Source organism: Streptomyces sp. NBC_00582, from assembly GCF_036345155.1.
Classification (GTDB): domain Bacteria; phylum Actinomycetota; class Actinomycetes; order Streptomycetales; family Streptomycetaceae; genus Streptomyces.
This window is the reverse complement of record NZ_CP107772.1, coordinates 9,943,284-9,959,486: the sequence shown is the minus strand read 5'-3', so window position 1 is coordinate 9,959,486 and position 16,203 is coordinate 9,943,284. Positions and strand designations below refer to the sequence as shown.

Annotated in this window: 17 protein-coding genes; 4 read left to right on the top strand and 13 right to left on the bottom strand. The window is 69.0% G+C overall.

The features are described from left to right. Positions 1 to 24: 24 nt before the first annotated feature. From OG852_RS45200 to OG852_RS45160, 9 genes are all read right to left on the bottom strand, one after another. Positions 25 to 1,002: a methionine synthase II (cobalamin-independent)-like protein gene (locus tag OG852_RS45200; protein WP_330350959.1), complete on the bottom strand. Its 978-nt coding sequence runs from the start codon at positions 1,000 to 1,002 to the stop codon at positions 25 to 27. A gap of 3 nt (positions 1,003 to 1,005) precedes the next feature. Next, positions 1,006 to 1,476, bottom strand: a complete 471-nt coding sequence (locus OG852_RS45195) for a GlcG/HbpS family heme-binding protein (protein ID WP_133916993.1) — start codon at positions 1,474 to 1,476, stop codon at positions 1,006 to 1,008. After that, positions 1,473 to 2,258: an alpha/beta fold hydrolase gene (locus OG852_RS45190; protein WP_330350958.1), complete on the bottom strand. Its 786-nt coding sequence runs from the start codon at positions 2,256 to 2,258 to the stop codon at positions 1,473 to 1,475. The genes OG852_RS45195 and OG852_RS45190 overlap by 4 nt, the downstream gene beginning before the upstream one ends. Positions 2,259 to 2,284: 26 nt before the next feature. After that, positions 2,285 to 2,656 carry a VOC family protein gene (locus OG852_RS45185; protein WP_133916991.1) on the bottom strand — a complete coding sequence of 124 codons (372 nt, stop codon included), beginning with the start codon at positions 2,654 to 2,656 and terminating at the stop codon, positions 2,285 to 2,287. Next, positions 2,653 to 3,423 (bottom strand): fumarylacetoacetate hydrolase family protein, encoded by a 771-nt coding sequence (locus OG852_RS45180; protein WP_330350957.1) that lies wholly within the window; start codon positions 3,421 to 3,423, stop codon positions 2,653 to 2,655. Before OG852_RS45180 ends, OG852_RS45185 begins: the two co-directional genes overlap by 4 nt. After that, positions 3,420 to 4,868: an NAD-dependent succinate-semialdehyde dehydrogenase gene (locus OG852_RS45175; protein ID WP_330350956.1), complete on the bottom strand. Its 1,449-nt coding sequence runs from the start codon at positions 4,866 to 4,868 to the stop codon at positions 3,420 to 3,422. The genes OG852_RS45180 and OG852_RS45175 overlap by 4 nt, the downstream gene beginning before the upstream one ends. A 14-nt stretch (positions 4,869 to 4,882) precedes the next feature. Further along, the gene (locus OG852_RS45170; RefSeq protein ID WP_133916988.1) at positions 4,883 to 5,794 is read right to left on the bottom strand and encodes a VOC family protein; all 912 of its coding nucleotides are present in this window, start codon (positions 5,792 to 5,794) and stop codon (positions 4,883 to 4,885) included. Between the two features lie 117 nt (positions 5,795 to 5,911). Continuing rightward, positions 5,912 to 6,823, bottom strand: coding sequence for a LysR family transcriptional regulator (locus OG852_RS45165; protein WP_330350955.1), 912 nt, complete (start codon positions 6,821 to 6,823; stop codon positions 5,912 to 5,914). 126 nt (positions 6,824 to 6,949) lie between these two features. Next, on the bottom strand, positions 6,950 to 7,492 hold the full coding sequence (locus OG852_RS45160; protein WP_330350954.1) for a carboxymuconolactone decarboxylase family protein: 543 nt from the start codon (positions 7,490 to 7,492) through the stop codon (positions 6,950 to 6,952). Positions 7,493 to 7,740: 248 nt separating this feature from the next. On the opposite strand from OG852_RS45160, the gene OG852_RS45155 reads away from it, so the two are divergent. Beyond that, entirely contained in the window at positions 7,741 to 8,151 is a 411-nt protein-coding gene (locus OG852_RS45155; RefSeq protein WP_133916985.1) for a cupin domain-containing protein, read from the top strand. Between the two features lie 84 nt (positions 8,152 to 8,235). Here OG852_RS45155 and OG852_RS45150 read toward each other — a convergent pair whose 3' ends face one another. The 3 genes from OG852_RS45150 to OG852_RS45140 all read right to left on the bottom strand — a co-directional run bounded on the left by OG852_RS45150 (position 8,236) and on the right by OG852_RS45140 (position 10,587). Next, on the bottom strand, positions 8,236 to 9,162 hold the full coding sequence (locus OG852_RS45150) for a LacI family DNA-binding transcriptional regulator (RefSeq protein WP_330350953.1): 927 nt from the start codon (positions 9,160 to 9,162) through the stop codon (positions 8,236 to 8,238). A 110-nt stretch (positions 9,163 to 9,272) separates the two neighbouring features. After that, the gene (locus OG852_RS45145; protein ID WP_330350952.1) at positions 9,273 to 9,446 is read right to left on the bottom strand and encodes a hypothetical protein; all 174 of its coding nucleotides are present in this window, start codon (positions 9,444 to 9,446) and stop codon (positions 9,273 to 9,275) included. Between the two features lie 247 nt (positions 9,447 to 9,693). Further along, positions 9,694 to 10,587, bottom strand: coding sequence for a LysR family transcriptional regulator (locus OG852_RS45140; RefSeq protein WP_330350951.1), 894 nt, complete (start codon positions 10,585 to 10,587; stop codon positions 9,694 to 9,696). Between the two features lie 277 nt (positions 10,588 to 10,864). Between OG852_RS45140 and OG852_RS45135 the strand changes: the two genes are divergently transcribed. The 3 genes from OG852_RS45135 (at position 10,865) to purU (ending at position 14,244) form a co-directional block, all read left to right on the top strand. Further along, positions 10,865 to 12,211 carry an aminomethyltransferase family protein gene (locus OG852_RS45135; RefSeq protein ID WP_133916982.1) on the top strand — a complete coding sequence of 449 codons (1,347 nt, stop codon included), beginning with the start codon at positions 10,865 to 10,867 and terminating at the stop codon, positions 12,209 to 12,211. A gap of 255 nt (positions 12,212 to 12,466) precedes the next feature. Beyond that, positions 12,467 to 13,339 carry a methylenetetrahydrofolate reductase gene (locus tag OG852_RS45130; protein WP_208117360.1) on the top strand — a complete coding sequence of 291 codons (873 nt, stop codon included), beginning with the start codon at positions 12,467 to 12,469 and terminating at the stop codon, positions 13,337 to 13,339. Beyond that, positions 13,336 to 14,244, top strand: coding sequence for a formyltetrahydrofolate deformylase (gene purU, locus OG852_RS45125; RefSeq protein WP_330350950.1), 909 nt, complete (start codon positions 13,336 to 13,338; stop codon positions 14,242 to 14,244). The genes OG852_RS45130 and purU overlap by 4 nt, the downstream gene beginning before the upstream one ends. A 182-nt stretch (positions 14,245 to 14,426) precedes the next feature. Here the strand turns inward: purU and OG852_RS45120 are convergent, their stop codons facing one another. Beyond that, positions 14,427 to 16,067, bottom strand: coding sequence for an MFS transporter (locus tag OG852_RS45120; protein ID WP_330350949.1), 1,641 nt, complete (start codon positions 16,065 to 16,067; stop codon positions 14,427 to 14,429). Positions 16,068 to 16,203: the final 136 nt, after the last annotated feature.

Here is a 16,203-nt window from a genome sequence, read left to right as displayed (position 1 = left end):
CCGGGCAAGCCCGGCCCCTTGACCTCAGAACTCGTTGCCCCAGACGTAACGGGCGATCGTCTCGACCAACACCAGCTTCTTGCGCTGGGCCTCGGCGGTCAGCAGGGGCCTGTTCGCCACGTCCGCGAAACCCCTCGACGGGGATACGGCGCCGTCCTCCAGGTCTTTGAACTCGCCCACCGCGTCCAGGCGTTCCATCACCGTGTCGATGTCCTCCAGCTCGGGCGTGGTCGCGTCCACCACGCCCAGGCAGAAGTCGCGGTCCTCCGGCAGCGCCCTGACCAGGGCCAGTTCGGCCGCGGTGCCCTGGTCGAAGGGGAGGATCCAGCGGTCGGCCGGGATTCCGGCGTAGAGCTGCTCGGCACGGGCCGGGTCGACGGTGGTGGGGGCCGTCCAGCCCGGTGACATCGCGATCCGTACGGCCTCGGGGCGTTCGTCCAGGCGCACCGCCAGGGCGTCGACGGCCAGCGCGTCCTCGAAGGACAAGGCGCCTGTCGCGGTGTCCAGCAGCAGTGGGTTGTTGAGCTGGATCAGGCGTACGCCCTTGGAGACCAGCAGCTCGATCTCGGCCCGGATGATCTCGGCCAGGGCCTCGCCCAACTCGCGGGCGGAGGACGGGCCGAGGCCCTCCTGGTAGGCAGTGGCCGCGAGGTACGCCGGCGACGGCAGCGAGACCTTCGGCGCGATCACCGTCAGCGAGGCGAGCCGCTCCGCCCAGTCCGCGACGAGCGGGCCGTTGGCCTTGGGCAACGACTCGGCGACCCAGCGGGTCAGGCCGTCGGGGCCTACCTCGTCCGTACGGCGGAAGCCCGACACAGCGCCGAAGACCGCGCTGCGGAAGTCCTCACGGGGGAAGTCGCCGTCGGTCACCACGGTCGAGCGCAGCTTGCGCTGGTAGGCGACCGCGTCCTGGACCGCCTGTTCCACGCCGACGGTCGCGAGGTCGTTCGGGCGGACCAGGCTGCCGTGGTGGTCGATGCGGTAGTTGAAGGTGTCCGCCATGGCTCACGCGTCCTTGTCTGAAGGCTTGCCGGAAACGCCCCAGGCGGCGAACTCAAGTTCGTAGCCGAGGGACCGCAGGACCTCCTCGGCGATCTGCTGGTCCTCGTCCGCGGTGCCACCGGCGATGCCGAGGCCGCCGATGATCTCGCCGTCCTTCTTGATGGTGACGCTGCCCTCGGTGGCCATGATCGGCAGGGCCGCGCCGGGCAGCTGGGAGAGCTGGGAGAAGAAGACCGGCTGGCTCTCCTGCCACTTCTTCAGCATCTTGCCTGGACGCTGCATGATGGCCGCGGTGTAGGCCTTGGCGCGGGCGATGTCGGGGGTGAGCGGACGGGCGCCGTCGGGGCGGCGGATGGCGATCGGGAAGCCGCCGGCGTCCACGACCGCGACGCTCACCGCCTTGCCGATGGCCTGAGCGCGCTTGTGGGCGGCGTCGATGATCTCCTCGGCGGCGTCCAGGGTGAGGCTGGTCATGCGGCTTCCTTCGGTGCGGTGAGGGTGCGGCGCAGGCGGGCGACCGCCGCGTTGTACTTGTCCGGTGTCTCCCAGTACATGGAGTGCGGGGCGCCCTCGACGATCTCCAGGTGCGAGTCGGGGAGGAGTTCGTGGGCGCGGGTCACGGTCTTCACGCTGAGCACCGCGTCCTTCTCGCCGGCCAGGAAGGCGACCTTGACGCCGGAGGCCTGGATCTCCTCCAGGCTGGGGCCGTCGGTGTCGAGGTTGCGCAGGTCCTGCATCCTGGCGACGTTGAACGTGCCCATCTGCTGGAACAGGAAGGTGAGGTCGGCGCGGCCGGTCTGGAACTCCTTGGTCAGCAGCCGGTCGATGACGGGCAGCTTGACGGCCTCGGCGCGGTCGGCGGCGGCCAGTTCCCTCAGCTCGGGGTGGCTGATGCCGCCGAGGGAGTGACCGAGGACGACGGAGGAGACGCGGTGGGGGCGCAGAAGTCCGGCGCGCAGGGCGGCGACCGAGCCGATGGACTGGCCGACGAGCATCGCGTCGGTGATGTCCTCCTGGTCGAGGACGGCGACGACGTCACCGGGGAAGTCCTGGCCGTCGAACTCGTCCATGGACGAGTCGGATTTGCCGAAGCCGCGCAGGTCGACGGTGAAGACCGTGAACTCCTCGCGCAGTGCGGCCACTTGTTGCCACCAGGCGGCGTGGTGGCCGCCGCTGCCGTGCACGAACAGGATCGCCGGACCGCTGCCGTGGCGCTCGTAGTAGATGGAGGTGCCGTCGGAGTCGGCAATGGGCATAAGAATGAACTCCCATACGCGCAGGATTAGTTGGGGCGGCGACCGTGGTAGACGAGCTCGATCATGGTGTGGTCGGGGTCGTGGATGTAGCAGAACTTGGACTGGTTCTCGGGGCGCTCGATCGGCCGGGTGTGGCGGATGCCCAGCTCAGTGAGGTGGGCGAGGAACTCGTCCCAGTCGTCGACCTCGACGGCGAAGTGGTAGGGCGCCATGCGCTCCATCTCCTCGACCGGGGTGAAGTGCAGGTCGAAGTTGCCCCGGGTCATCAGCACCACGCGGGTGTTGGACTTGGGCATGATCCGCTTCATCCCGAAGACCTTGGTGTACCACTCGGCGGTGCGGTCGGGGTCGGTGGTGGGGAAGTTGACGTGGTGGATGTAGCGGGGTTCCTTGCTCATGGCTGATTCCCTTCGAGTTGTACGGGGTTGGACAGCACGCCGATGCCGCTGATCTCGACGTCCACGGTGTCGCCGGGCTCGATCCGGCAGACGGACTCGGCGCCCATCCACAGCACGTCGCCGGGGTGCACGGTGAGGTGTCTGGTCATCTGGACGAGGTAGTCGAAGGGGTCGAACACCATGTCGCCGGTGGGGAATTGGGCGCGGATCTCGCCGTTGACCCGCATGGTCGTCGTCTGGGCGAGGGCGTCGACGTCGGTCTCGATCCAGGGCCCCATCGGCTTGAACGTGTCGCTGTTCTTGCTGCGCCAGAAGGTGCGGTCGCTGTGCTGCCAGGTGCGAGCGCTGACGTCGTTGCCGATCGTCCAGCCGAAGACGGCCCCCCGCGCCTCCTCGTGGGTGGCGTGCCGCAGCGTACGGCCGATGACGGCGACGAGTTCGGGTTCTGCCTCGAAGCGGCCCTCGACCTCGGCGGGCTTGACGATCGGCGAGCCGTGCCCGGTGAGGGCGTTGTTGGCCCGGTAGCCGATCTCGGGCCGGGCGGGGGTCTCGACGCCGGCGTGGGCGATGTGCCGCGGGTAGTTCATACCGACCGCGTAGAAGACGGGCGGCACGACGGGCGGCAGCCATACGGCGGTCGAGCGGGCGACCGCGCCGACGACGTCCGGTTCGCCCTCGATGGGGGACCCGGACAGCAGCTCGACGTCCTCCTCCCCCACCAGCCCCCACACCGGGCGGCCGTCGACCCGGACGCGCGCGTACCTCATGGCACCAGCAGGTGGGAGACGCGCTTGGTGACGAGGTAGGCGTCCAAAGCCTCGGGCCCGCCCTCACGGCCGTAACCGCTCTCCTTCACCCCGCCCGACGGCGCCTCGTGCACCGAGCCGCCGCAGTGGTTGAGGGAGAGGATCCCGGCCTCCAGCTCGCCCGCCAGCCGCTCGGCGGTCGCGGCGGACCGGGTGAAGCCGTACGCGGCGAGTCCGTACGGCAGTTCGTTCGCGGTCCTCAGTGCCTCGTCGAGGTCGCTGAAGGGGAGGATGGGGGCGATCGGCCCGAAGGGCTCCTCGTGCAGGAGGTCGGCGTCCGCCGGTACGTCGGTCAGGACGGTCGGCGCGAAGAAGTACCCGGGACGGTCCGGGCGTTCGCCGCCGGTGAGGACCTTGGCGCCCTTGGCGACCGCGTCCCCGGTCAGGCGGATCATCGCGTCGAGGCGGCGCTCGTTGGCCAGCGGGCCCATCTGCGTGCCCTCGGCCAGTCCGTCGCCCACGACCACCGCCTCGGCGGCCTTCACGAACTCGGCCGTGAACTCCTCGACCAGGCTCTCGTGGACCAGGAGACGACTGGGCGAGGTGCACACCTGTCCGGCGTTCACGAACTTAGCCTGCGCGGCGCGTCGGGCGGCCATGGCGGCATCGGCGTCCTCGCACACGATCACCGGGGCGTGGCCGCCGAGTTCCATCAGCGTCGGCTTCATGACCTTGCCCGCCTCGGCGGCCAGTAGCTTGCCGACGGGGACCGAGCCGGTGAAGGCGATCAGGCGCGTGACCGGGGAGGCGATGAGGTGGGCGGAGACCTCGGCGGGCTCGCCGAAGACGAGGTTGAGGACGCCCGCCGGCAGCCCCGCGTCCGCGAAGCAGGCGACCAGCGCCGCGGCCGTCGCCGGGGTCTCCTCGGAGGCCTTGATGACGATCGAGCAGCCCGCGCTCAGCGCGGAGGAGATCTTGCGCATGGGGCCGCCGGCCGGGAAGTTCCACGGCACGAACGCGGCGACGGGGCCGACGGGTTCGCGGCGCACGGTGAGTACGGTGCCGGGGGCCGAGGGGATGATACGGCCGTACGCGCGCCGGGCGTCCTCGATGTGCCAGCGCAGGGTGTCGGCGACGCGGCGGGCCTCGCCGGTGGCCTCGACCAGGGGCTTGCCCTGCTCCTGGGTCATGATCCGGCCCACCTCGCCGGCGCGCTCGGTGAGCAGGTCGGCGGCGGCGTGCAGGATCTGGGTGCGCTTGGCGACGGACGTGTTGCGCCAGGTGCGGAAGCCCTGGTCGGCGGCCTGGAGGGCGCGGTCGAGGTCGGCGGTGGTGGCGAGGGGGACTTCTCCGATCACCTCCTCGGTGGCGGGGTTCACGATGGGGGCGGTGCGTCCGGTTCCGCCCTGGCACCACTCGCCCGCTATGTACATGCGGACGGCGGGGTGGCCGTGGTCGGTCGTCATGGGTGGGTGCCCTCTCAAGAGGCTTCGTTGTCGCGGTTGGTGCGCAGGGCCCAGATGTGGTGCGGCGGGGTCGTCTCGTGGACGCGGGTCTCGTAGCTGTCGTCGACCCGGTCCATGTCGGCGGCGTACTCGACGCGGCCGCCGCACGGGGCGTGCAGGAAGCGGAAGACGTTGGAGCCGATGGTGTGGCGGCCGAGCCGGCGGGCCTCCCGCCAGCCGTGCTCGATCATGTGATTGCCACCCTCGATCACGTCGTCGAAGCCCGGCACCTCGTACGCGATGTGGTTGATCCCGGCCTTGTCGGGCCGGTGGCACAGCAGCATGGTGTGCTGGTCCTGGTCGCCCGGGGCCTGCATGAACACGCCCATGGGCTCGACGACGTCGGTGGGCCGGAAGCCGAGGAGGTCGGTGTAGAAGGCGACGGCCTCGTCCTTGCCCGGCTTCGGTATGTTCAGGGCCACGTGGCACATCCGCAGTGGTCGGACCCGCTCGATGGCGTCCAGGGCGGTGTTCCAGCGGTTGACGTTGCCGAGCGCGTTGGCGGGTCGGGGCGTGACGGGGGCCGGCTTCGGGCGGGCCCGGGTCAGACCGACACCGAAGCCGGTCTCGTCGACGGTGTGGTGGACGCCGTCGGCGCTCTCGCGGACCTCGCGGTCCTTGGCGACGGCGGCCACCAGCCGCTCCAGCTCCTCGGGGGTGTCGACACCCCACACGACCTCGCGCAGGGTGGGGCCGGGCTCCACCGGGGGCGGCAGCAGCGGGCCGGGGCGGGTGTCCAGGTGGAGGGTCTGCCCGGTGAGGGTCTCGAAGACGGCGTGCTCGTCGGTCCGCTCCAGCGGGAACAGCCCGAAGTCGTCGAAGAAACGGACGCATTCGTCGAGGTCCTCGACACCGTAGGTGACCGATTCGATCCTCTGGATTCCCATGGGTTCCTCTTTTCGCGGGTCGCCTGCGAGCGTAGATTTCGGCAGTCCGCGGGCTCAACGGAGCGGTCGGCACGGAATCCGCAATCGTTTCTTGCGGCTCGCGCGGCCCGGCTGCGGCTACTGGTCGATCGCGGGGATGGGGTTGCGCGAGAACCAGTCGGTGAGAAAGTCCAGGAACACGCTGATCTTGCGCGGTGTGCCTTGCCCGGGGCCGTAGATCGCGTACAGCGGGCGGTCGGGCACCGCCAGCTCCGGCAGCAGAACCCGCAGCGCTCCGGAGACGAGGTCGTCGTACGCCGGACGCTGCGGCAGCAGCGCGATGCCGCGCCCGTGCACGGCGGCCTTCTGCAGGGCGAGGTAGGAGTTCGACGAGAAGGCGATGTTGCGGATCTTGTGCAGGGTGCTCGCACGGCCGTGGCCCAGGCGCCAGACCGGGTCGTTCACGTGCACAAGGCAGTCACGGGCGGCGAGGTCGTTGGGGTGGGCGAGCGAGCCGTGCCGGTCGGTGTACGCCTCCGACGCGCACAGCACGAAAGGCAACGAGGAGATCTTCTTCAGCCGGACACTGGAGTCCCTGAGATCCCTGGTGTGGAAGGCCACGTCGAATCCGCTGTCCAGGAAATCGTAGGTGCGGTCGGACATGCCGCCGAGTTCGAAGCGGACCTGGATTTTGGGATGCGCCGCGGAGAACGCGGCGATGGCATCGCCCAGGTCGAGGCTGCCTATCCATTTCGGACAGATGATGCTGAGCGTCCCCTCGGCCCGGTCGTGCAACTGCGCGATACCGGCGTCCTCGGCCTCGATCTCCCCCAGAATGCGGGCGGCGAATTCCGCGTACCGCTGGCCCGGCTCGGTGAGGCTCACCGAGCGGGCCGTGCGGTTGACCAGCCTCACTCCCACCTGTCGCTCGAGTTCCGCCACGTGCCGCGACACGAGCGAGCCCGACGAGCCCAGCCGTTTGGCGGCCCCACTGAAACTGCCGACCTGCGCGACGGTGACGAAGCTGTGCATGAGAAGCAAGCGGTCCATGGGCTCTGTCCTTGCCTGGAGCAGTACGGCGCTGTCCTGGGGTGGTTCGCTCAGGTTGTTCCTGGTGAGCAAGACAAAGTGACTGTTGGCAATCTTGTCAACCTTCTTGTTGCCGTTAACCGAATTTCAAGGATTGACGCGTCCGTAGCCGCGGATGTCCGGGAACGGGGGTTCCTTGTCGGCCTGCAGGTCCACCTGGAAGGTGTTGAGGCACATGCCGAGCATGGTGAAGTTGCCGAGCGCGCCGATGGTGTCGACCAGCCCCTTCGAGCCGAAGTGCTCCAGCGCCCGGGCGAAGGTCTCGTCGGAGACGAAGTGCTCCTCCAGGACCTCGCGGCAGAACTGGTAGAACGCCTGGTCCGCCTCGTCGTCGAAGACGGCCTCGCGCTTCTCGGCGATGGCCTTGACCGCGGCCTCGGGGACGCCGGCCTCGATCGCCTGGTGCACATGGGCATTCCAGGAGTACTGCGCATCCCAGTTCCGCGCGGCCATCAGCAACGTCAACTCCCGTAGACGCTTGGGCAGACTGCAGTCGAAGCGGGCGAACGCCCCCAGGGACTCGGCGCGTTCACACATCTCAGGGCTGTGCAGCCAGACCCGGAACGGACCCCGGACGGCGCCACGCCGGCCGGCGATGCGGGCGGCCAGCTCCAGCTGGCGCGGATCCATTTTCTCTTCGCTCAGAACGGGGAGCCTCATCTGGCCAGTACCTGCCTTTTCCTCATGGCTTGACGACGTGACGGCCGTACCGCCGTCACGACGCGATGCCAGCTGACCGTACAGCGGGGATACGGCAGTTCACCCCTCCCGAACCGCAACGTAAAACTGCACGCCGGGGGGCACCCCGTCACGCGCGCGCGACCTAACGTCGGTCTCCGTACCGCCGTCGTATCACCGTGAAGTGGAGAGGACTCCGGATGACCACGATCATCAAGGTCGCCCAGGTACCGCTGCTGGACCGAGGGGGCGCCGTCGTCACGACACCCCTGATCACGACGCCGTCCGCCCAGGGCGAGAACAGGATCACCAGCGGGATGAGCGTCTACCCGGTCGGCTCCGGCGCACCGCTGCACTCCCACAACTGCGATGAGCACGTGACGATCCTCGAGGGCCGGGCGGAGGTGTGGGTCGACGGTGAAGCGACGAAACTGGAGCAGTACGACACCACGTACATCCCGTCCCCGATCCCCCACCTCTTCCGCAATATCGGCGACGTCCCGTTGCGCATTCTGTGGGTCTATTCCTCGGGCCATGTGACACGCACTTTCACCGAGACCGGCAAGACGGTGGAACATCTGTCGGCCGAGGACCAGATGGGCAAGGACTGAGGCGTTCCGGCCAACAGTCCGTCCCGATCGGGGAATTACCGGCCGCCCCGTCCATCCGCCGAGCGCATCGACGGCGCTCAGCGGTCACGCCGACTCGCGCACCACGATCCGCCCTCTCATCGGAGCCAGGCCCTCGGTGTCGACGCCGAGGACGGCTCGGGCAGCGATACGGCCGAGGATTTCGGCGTCGATGTGGACGGTTGTCAGCGCAGGAGCGGAAAGAGACCCGTACTCGATCTCGTCGAAGCCGATCACGGCCATGTCGTCAGGCACGCGTCGACCGAGGTCGCGCAGAGCGGTCATGCCTCTCAGCGCGATGTCGTCGTCGAACGCCGCGAGGGCGGTCACGTCCCCGTGGGCCGCCAGGAACGCCTCGACGGCGGCGGCGCCGGCGTCCCGCGGCCGGGGCACGACGAAACGCTCCAGGGGCCGAAGTCCCAGACGCCGTGCAGCTTCCTGCGCGAAGCCCAACCGGGCGTCCCTCAGCGGGAATTCGTGGTCGGGCAGGGCCATGGCGATGCGGGTGTGCCCGCGCTCCGCGAGGTACCGGATCTGCAGGGCCGCGTTGGCGGCGAATCCGCGCTCCCAGTCCTCCTCGGTGGGCTCCTGCCCTCGCATGTACACCTCGCCCAGCCGCAGCACAGCGCGCGGCGCGATGGTGTCGAGGATCTTCTGCGTGGCTTCGGGGTTGGCGTGCCCGTGCCGGACCAGCAAGATGTGCTCATGCTCGGCGAGTTCCTCGTCCAGGCCCCGGACGTAGCTCCGGGAGAAGTTGCCCTCCATGCCCCAGTCGACGTTGAGCACCACGACGCGGGAGGAGCCCTCGCGCAGGGCCCGGGCGATCCCGTGCGGGACGTACCCCAGAACCTGGGCGGCCTCCATGACCCGCTCCCGGGTCGCGACGGAGATCGTCTGCCGTGGGTCGTCGTTGAGTACGAAGCTCACCGTGGCTCGCGACACTCCGGACGCCTTGGCCACGTCGCTCAACGTCACCCGACCAGAACGGCCCATCCCGGATCCTCTCGGCGCCCAGCTCCAGAACGATTGAGTTCAGGCTAGCCCACGGACTCGGTGGCCTTCTGCAAGCAGAGTTTGCACAAACCGGCGCGTGCGGCGTGCGGTCAGTGCCGGTTGGGGAACGGACGGGAGATGACCGTACCCCGTACCCGTGTCTGGGTGTGTCGTTCGACGGCCGGGTTCGGTGAGCCCCCGTTCGGCTCGCCCCACCCGATCTCCACCTGGTCGCCCACGGCGGCGGCCGGGTCGATGGTGCCGAGGGAGATCCATCCGCGCACGTTCGCGAGTACACGGTGAGCATGGCCGCGCCGACGAGTTCGCCGTCCTTCTCGACGCGGTCGAACTGGCAGGACGTGTAGAAGGCCGCGGGCATCTCCAGGTACTTGAAGCGCCTGTCGCCCTGCTCGTACATGCTCGCGTAGATCTTCGCGACGTCGTCGCGGTCCCACAGCACCCACGTCTTGCGGCGCGGCCGGTCCTTGATCCGCTCAAGGCCCTCGCGTCCGACGAAGTCATGGTCGAACTTCACGATGTGGCCGTGAACCAGCGCGCCAGGAATGCGAGGAACACGGTGACCTTGCGGGGTGTGGGCTGTCCCGGGCCGTAGACGGCGTACAGCGGCCGCTCCGGGACGGGATGACCGGGCAACAGGATCTGCAGGGCGCCGGACATCAGATCGTCGTGCGCCGACCGCTCGGGAAGCAGGGCGACCCCGCGCCCGAGCACGGCAGCCTTGCGCAGGGCGATGTAGGAGTTCGAGGAGTACGCCACCTTGCGGATCTTGTGCAGTGTGGACGTGGAGCCGTGCCCGAGCCGCCACACCGGCTCATCGACGTGTACGAGGCAGTCATGGGCCGCCAGATCGTTCGGATGGGCCAGGGTCCCGTGCCTGTCGACGTACTGCTTCGACGCGCACAGCACGAAGGGCAACGACGTGATCTTCTTGAGGCGGACGCCGGAGTCCCGCAGGTCGCGGGTGTGCAGGGCGATGTCGAATCCGCTGTCCAGGAAGTCATAGGTGCGGTCGGACAGGCCGCCCAGTTCGAAGCGCACGCAGATCCTGGGATACGCGGCCGAGAAGGCGGCGATGGCGTCACCGAGGTCGAGGCCGCCGATCCACTGGGGCGAGACCACCCCCAGGCTCCCTTCCGCACGGTCGTTCAGCTGGGCGATGCTCGCGTCCTCGGCCTCGATCTCCTTGAGGATGCGGGTCGCGAACTCGGCGTCGAGCACCCCCGGTTCGGTGAGACTGACCGAGCGCGCCGTGCGGTTCAGCAGCCGCACCCCCACCTGCCGCTCCAGCTCGGCGACATGGCGCGACACGAGCGACCCCGAGGAGTTGAGCGCTCTGGCGGCCTGACTGAAGCTGCCGAGCTGCGCGACGGTCACGAAGCTGCGCATGAGGAGCATGCGATCCATGGACCTCCTCCGCCACTTAAACGTTCTAGCAACCGTAACAGCCCCTGTCGCCCCACCACTGCCGCCGGCCACTTCCTTGCGCTGTACGCAACTAAAGAGTGCGAGGCACGCGCCTCCTCAATTGCGGAGTTCTCCTGCTAGCGTCGGACTAGATCGATTAAGTCGCTCACGTCCCCACGCACTCCGCCCACGCCGCAACACAGACGCGACGATCAAGCTAGATCGATTTAGTAGCCGGATCGATCCGGAGTCTGTGGGTGACCTCGGAAGGAGCCGCATGACCATCCCGAGCCTTCAGGACGGCATCGACAAGGCGGGCTCGCCCGTCGACCTGCTGTGGAAGCCCGGTGCCGAGCCGTGGGTCCCCGAGGTCGTCGAGCGCGAGTTCGCCGGATGGCGGCAGGAGCAGGCGGCGTGGCACGAAGGTGTGGCGCTGCTCAACCTGTCGCATCACATGTACGACATGTGGATCGAGGGGCCGGACGCCACCCGGGTACTGGCCGACCACGGCGTCAACAACTTCGAGAACTTCGCGGTCGGACAGGCCAAGCAGTACGTGCCGGTCACCGGCGACGGCTACATCGTCACCGACGGGATCCTCGCCCGCGAGGGCGAGAACAAGTATCTGCTCAGCGGAATCCCCGCCGCGCAGCACTGGGTGCAGTACCACGCGGAGAAGGGCGGCTACGACGTCTCGTTCGTCACCGATCCGTCGTCCGCGTTCCGGCCCGGCGGGGGCGCCCCGAAGCTCTTCCGCTACCAGGTCCAGGGGCCGCGGGCCCTGGACCTGATACACAGTGCGTTCGGCGGGCCGCTCCCGGAGACGAAGTTCTTCCACTCCACGCCGGTCACCCTCGACGGCCGTGCCTTCCGGGCCCTACGGCACGGGATGGCCGGCCAGGCCGGCTACGAATTCATCGGTCCCTGGGAACACGCGGCCCACGTCCACGAGGCGTTCCTGAAGGCCGGCGAGCCGCTCGGACTGGTCCAGGTCGGCGCCCTCGCCTACACCACACCCAGCGTGGAGAGCGGCTGGATCCCCTCACCGGTCCCCGGCATCTACTCCGATCCCGGTCTGCTGGAATACCGCCGGTACTTGCCGCTGTTCGGCATCGAGGGCAAACGGCCGCTCAACGGCAGCCACTTCTCGCCGAACATCGAGGACTACTACGTCTCCCCCTACGAACTCGGCTACGGGAAGATGATCCACTTCGGGCACGACTTCCAGGGCCGGGACGCCCTGCTGAAGGCGAAGGACGAGGAGCTGCGCAAGAAGGTCACCCTGATGCTCGACCGCGACGACGTGCGCCGGGTGCTCGGCGAGGGCCAGGATCCCGGGTTCGTGCTCAGCTACGCACGGCACCGGGTGGAGGACGTTGACGGCGGCCTGGTCGGCGTCACGATGCAGAGCGCGTCGATCGATCCGGTCGGCACGGTACTGGCCCAGACCCTGATCACCCCCGCGCACGCCTCGCCCGGCACCGAGGTCAGCGTGGTCTGGGGCGAGCACCCCGGCACGGACACCGACCCCGAGGCGGACCTCGGCTTCCCGCGCATCCGGGCCACCGTCCGACCGAGCCCCTTCAACCAACACGCCCGCACCCATTACCGCCGGAACATCTGACCGGGCCGGTTCGCGCGGCCGCTCGCCCGGCCGCGCCCCGTCGGCCCCAGACCACTCGCCGACGCTCTGACCAGCCGATTACACGGCCCTGCACCGACCGGTTCAGCCACCGCACGCCGCCCAGGCCGAGCACATAACTCTCCTCCCCTGCACGATGATCGCGTGTTCCGTGCGCGCTCTCCCGTGGGTGGTCTCCCCCGCGCGGTGATTGCGCCCGCGGTACAACACGCCGTCGCACCTTCGACCAGGAGCACCATGAACCCCTGCAACACGGCCTCCACGGCGGTGAGTACATCGCTGCTGGAGGACTTCTCGCTGGAGATGACAGGCAAGGACGTGTTCAAACTGGAGGAGGCCCGCGACAGGATCCCCCACGGCACGCGCGTCAACGTCACCTTCCTCGGCAACGAGGACCTGGAGATGCGGCTGGCCGCAGCCCGTGCCGTGAAGCAGCTCGGCTTTGTACCGGTGCCGCACATCTCGGCCCGTCGGCTCGGCTCCAAGGCCGACTTCGAAGGCTTTCTGGCCGGCCTACGGAACGACGGAACCTGCGACAACGTCTTCACCGTCGCCGGGGACCCGGCCCGCCCGGAGGGCCCCTACGAGGACTCGCTCTCCCTGATCGAGTCCGGCCTGCTGCCGGAGTACGGGGTGCGGCACGTCGGCGTCAGCGGCTACCCGGAGGGGCATCCCGCCATTCCGGGGCCCGTGTTGTGGTCGGCGCTGCGGGACAAGAGCGCGGCGCTGGCGGCGCAGGGCCTGGAAGGCAGTGTCATCACCCAGTTCGGGTTCGACGTGGATCCGGTGCTGGCCTGGGTCGAGCGGGTGCGCGGGATGGGCATCGGGCTGCCGGTCCGGATCGGTGTGCCCGGCCCGGCCGGGGTGCGGCGTCTGATGTCCTACGCGGCCCGGTTCGGCGTCGGCACCAGTGCGGCCATCGCCAAGAAGTACGGTCTGTCGCTGACCAACCTCATGGGCACCGCCGGCCCGGACCGGTTTCTGCGGGCGCTGGCCGAGGGGTACGAACCCGCCCGGCACGGCGAGGTGAAGGTCCACTTCTACACGTTCGGCGGACTGCGGGCCACGTCCGAGTGGGTCGCCCGGTTCAGGAAGGAGGTGCAGGCATGACACTCACCCAGGGCAGGGCGCCTCGCCCGGCCGAGAAGGTCCGGGGTACCCATCACCAGGCCTCGCTGATCGTCCAGGGCGCCGACGCCACGGGCATCGTCGCCGCGCTGGCCTCCGTTCTCAGCGGTCACGGTGCCAATATCGTCTCCCTGGACCAGTACTCCGACAACGCGCAGGGCGGCGCCTTCTTCCAGCGCACCGTCTTCACGATGGACGCCCTCCAGGCGGCACTTCCCGCGCTGCGAGCCGATCTCGACGATCGTCTCGTCAAGCAGTACGGGCTCACGTACCGGCTGCGCGACCTGTCCGTCCCGAAGCGGGTCGCCATCTTCGCGAGCAAGTCCGACCACTGTCTCCTCGACCTGCTGTGGCGGCACCGTCAGGGTCAACTCCCGCTCAGCATCGCGATGGTGATCTCCAATCACCCCGATGTGGCGGAGGAGGTGCGCTCGTTCGGGATCCCCTTCTTCCATGTCCCCTCGATGGGTCCGGACAAGTCGGCGGCCGAGGTGGAGCATCTGCGGCTGCTCAAGGACAACGTCGACTTCGTGGTGCTCGCCCGCTATATGCAGATCCTGTCCGGCGAGTTCATCGAGAGGGCCGGGGTGCCGATCATCAACATCCACCACTCCTTCCTGCCGGCCTTCATCGGCGCCGGGCCGTACGCCAAGGCCAAGGAGCGGGGCGTGAAGCTGGTGGGGGCCACCGCCCACTACGTCACCGAGGACCTGGACGAGGGTCCGATCATCGAGCAGGACGTCGTCCGCGTCAGCCATGCCGACACGGCCGCGGATCTCGCCCGCCGCGGTGCCGACGTGGAGCGGGCCGTGCTCTCGCGCGCCGTGCTCTGGCACGCGGAAGAGCGGGTCGTCCGCAACGGCAACCAGACCATCGTCTTCGCCTAGCGACTCGGACCGATGACCATCGCGATGCTCCTGGTGAACACCCTCCGCGCCGCCGAGTGGGTCGCCGGACGTCGGCCCGTTCCGGCATGACCCGGCAGCGGAGCGATTCACCGTGGGAGAGGCAGGGTGGTGGTGCGTCGGAGACACCGACGCACCACCACCCTGCCGCAACCGCCGACCACTCAGCTCACGTCACCGGTCGCAGTCGTCCCCGCGGCCCCGGCCGGATGCGTCGCCACCTCGGGCGTCCCGCCGGTCTCCTGCACCACCCGCGTCCGTACGCCGATCGTGAAGAAGGCGATCACCGCGGCCACCAGCATGCCGACGCCGCCGACGAGGGCGCAGGTGTGCAGTGCGTCGGTGAAGCTCGCGCCGTAGGCGGACAGTGCCTGGCCGGTGGCTTCCGGAGTCTTCAGCCGCAGGAACGCGCCGGCCTGGATACCGACGTGCGACACCACCCCGCTCACCTCCCCCTGGTCGGCTGCGCTCAGACCGGACCGGGCGAGATGGCCGGGCAGTGTGTCCAGGGTGCGGTTGGTGAGGATCACGCCGAAGACCGCAGGTCCGAGGGCACTGCCGATCTGGCGCAGTGCGCTGTTGGCGGCGCCCGCCGTGTCCGCGAGCCGACGCGGCAGGCTGTTCATGGCGATGGTCGTGATCGGCGCCATGGCGAGCGCGATGCCGATGCCCAGCACCCCGACGACCAGCGCCGCTTCCCCGGTGCCGGTGGAGGCGCGGAACAGGTTGACGCACAGCGCCCCGACACCGCCGACCACGAGGCCGGTGACCAGGAGCAGCGCGGGTGAGGTGCGGTTCATCAGACGGCCCACCAGAGGGCTGAGCACGACGGTGAAGCCGTTGATGGCGACGAGCCGTAGGCCGATGTCCCAGGTGGAGGCGTGATGGACGAGCCCGAAGTACTCGCTCAGCGCGAAGACCAGACCGACCTGGGCGAACAGGGTCAGGCCCATCACGAGCGCGGCACCGGAGAAGGCCGACGACCCGAACAGACGCATGTCCAGCATCGGACAGGGCGACCGGAGTTCGACCACGACGAAGGCCAGCAGACCGACGGCGGCCGCCACGAACGCGAGCACGACCTCGGCGGAACCCCATCCGGCGCTGCCGCCCTCGATGACGCCGTACACCAGGCCCGTGATCGCGATGATGGCCAGGATCTGGCCGGGGATGTCGAGATGGCGTTCACGCTGCGAGCGGGACTCCCTGAGGACAACCGCCCCGATCACCGTGGTGACCACGCCGACGACCAGGGCCGGCAGGAAGATCCACCGCCAGCTCGTGTGTTCCACGATGACACCGTTGAACAGCGGCCCGAGTGTCAGACCGAGGCCCAGGGAGGCCGTCCACAGGGCTATGACACGGGCGCGCTTGTGGTGGTCCGGGCACACATGGCTGATCAGGGCCAGGGTGGAGGGGAGCAGGGCGGCCGTGCCGATACCGGTGAGCGCCTGGCCCACACACACCTGCACGACGCTGCCGGCCGTCAGACAGACCAGGCAGCCGAGGCAGAACATGACGAGACCGGCGAGCCAGGTCTTCTTGCGTCCGTACAGTTCGCCGATCATGCCGCAGGTCAGCAGCAGGGCGGCGGTCGGCAGGATGAAGGCGTCAGTGATCCACTGGAGCCCGACGGTTGAGGCGTCGAGCGCCTGCTGGATGACCGGCAGCGCGACGGAGACGCCGACGACCGGGAGGTAGGAGACGAACACTCCCAGGCAGGCCAGCACGATCGTGGCCGTGGTGTGGCGGGATTCGGATCCTGGCTGTGCGGACCGGGACGAGACAGATGTGATGGCCGGCATGGCTCCTCGAGACATGGAGATGGAGTAGTGGGCGAATAGCTGGAGCGGCGGTCGACGGCCCGGGACCCCTGGTTGGGCGCCGCTGGTGCGCCGTGCCACCCGACTGCGCGGCGGACCCCGAAGGCACCGGTGAGGG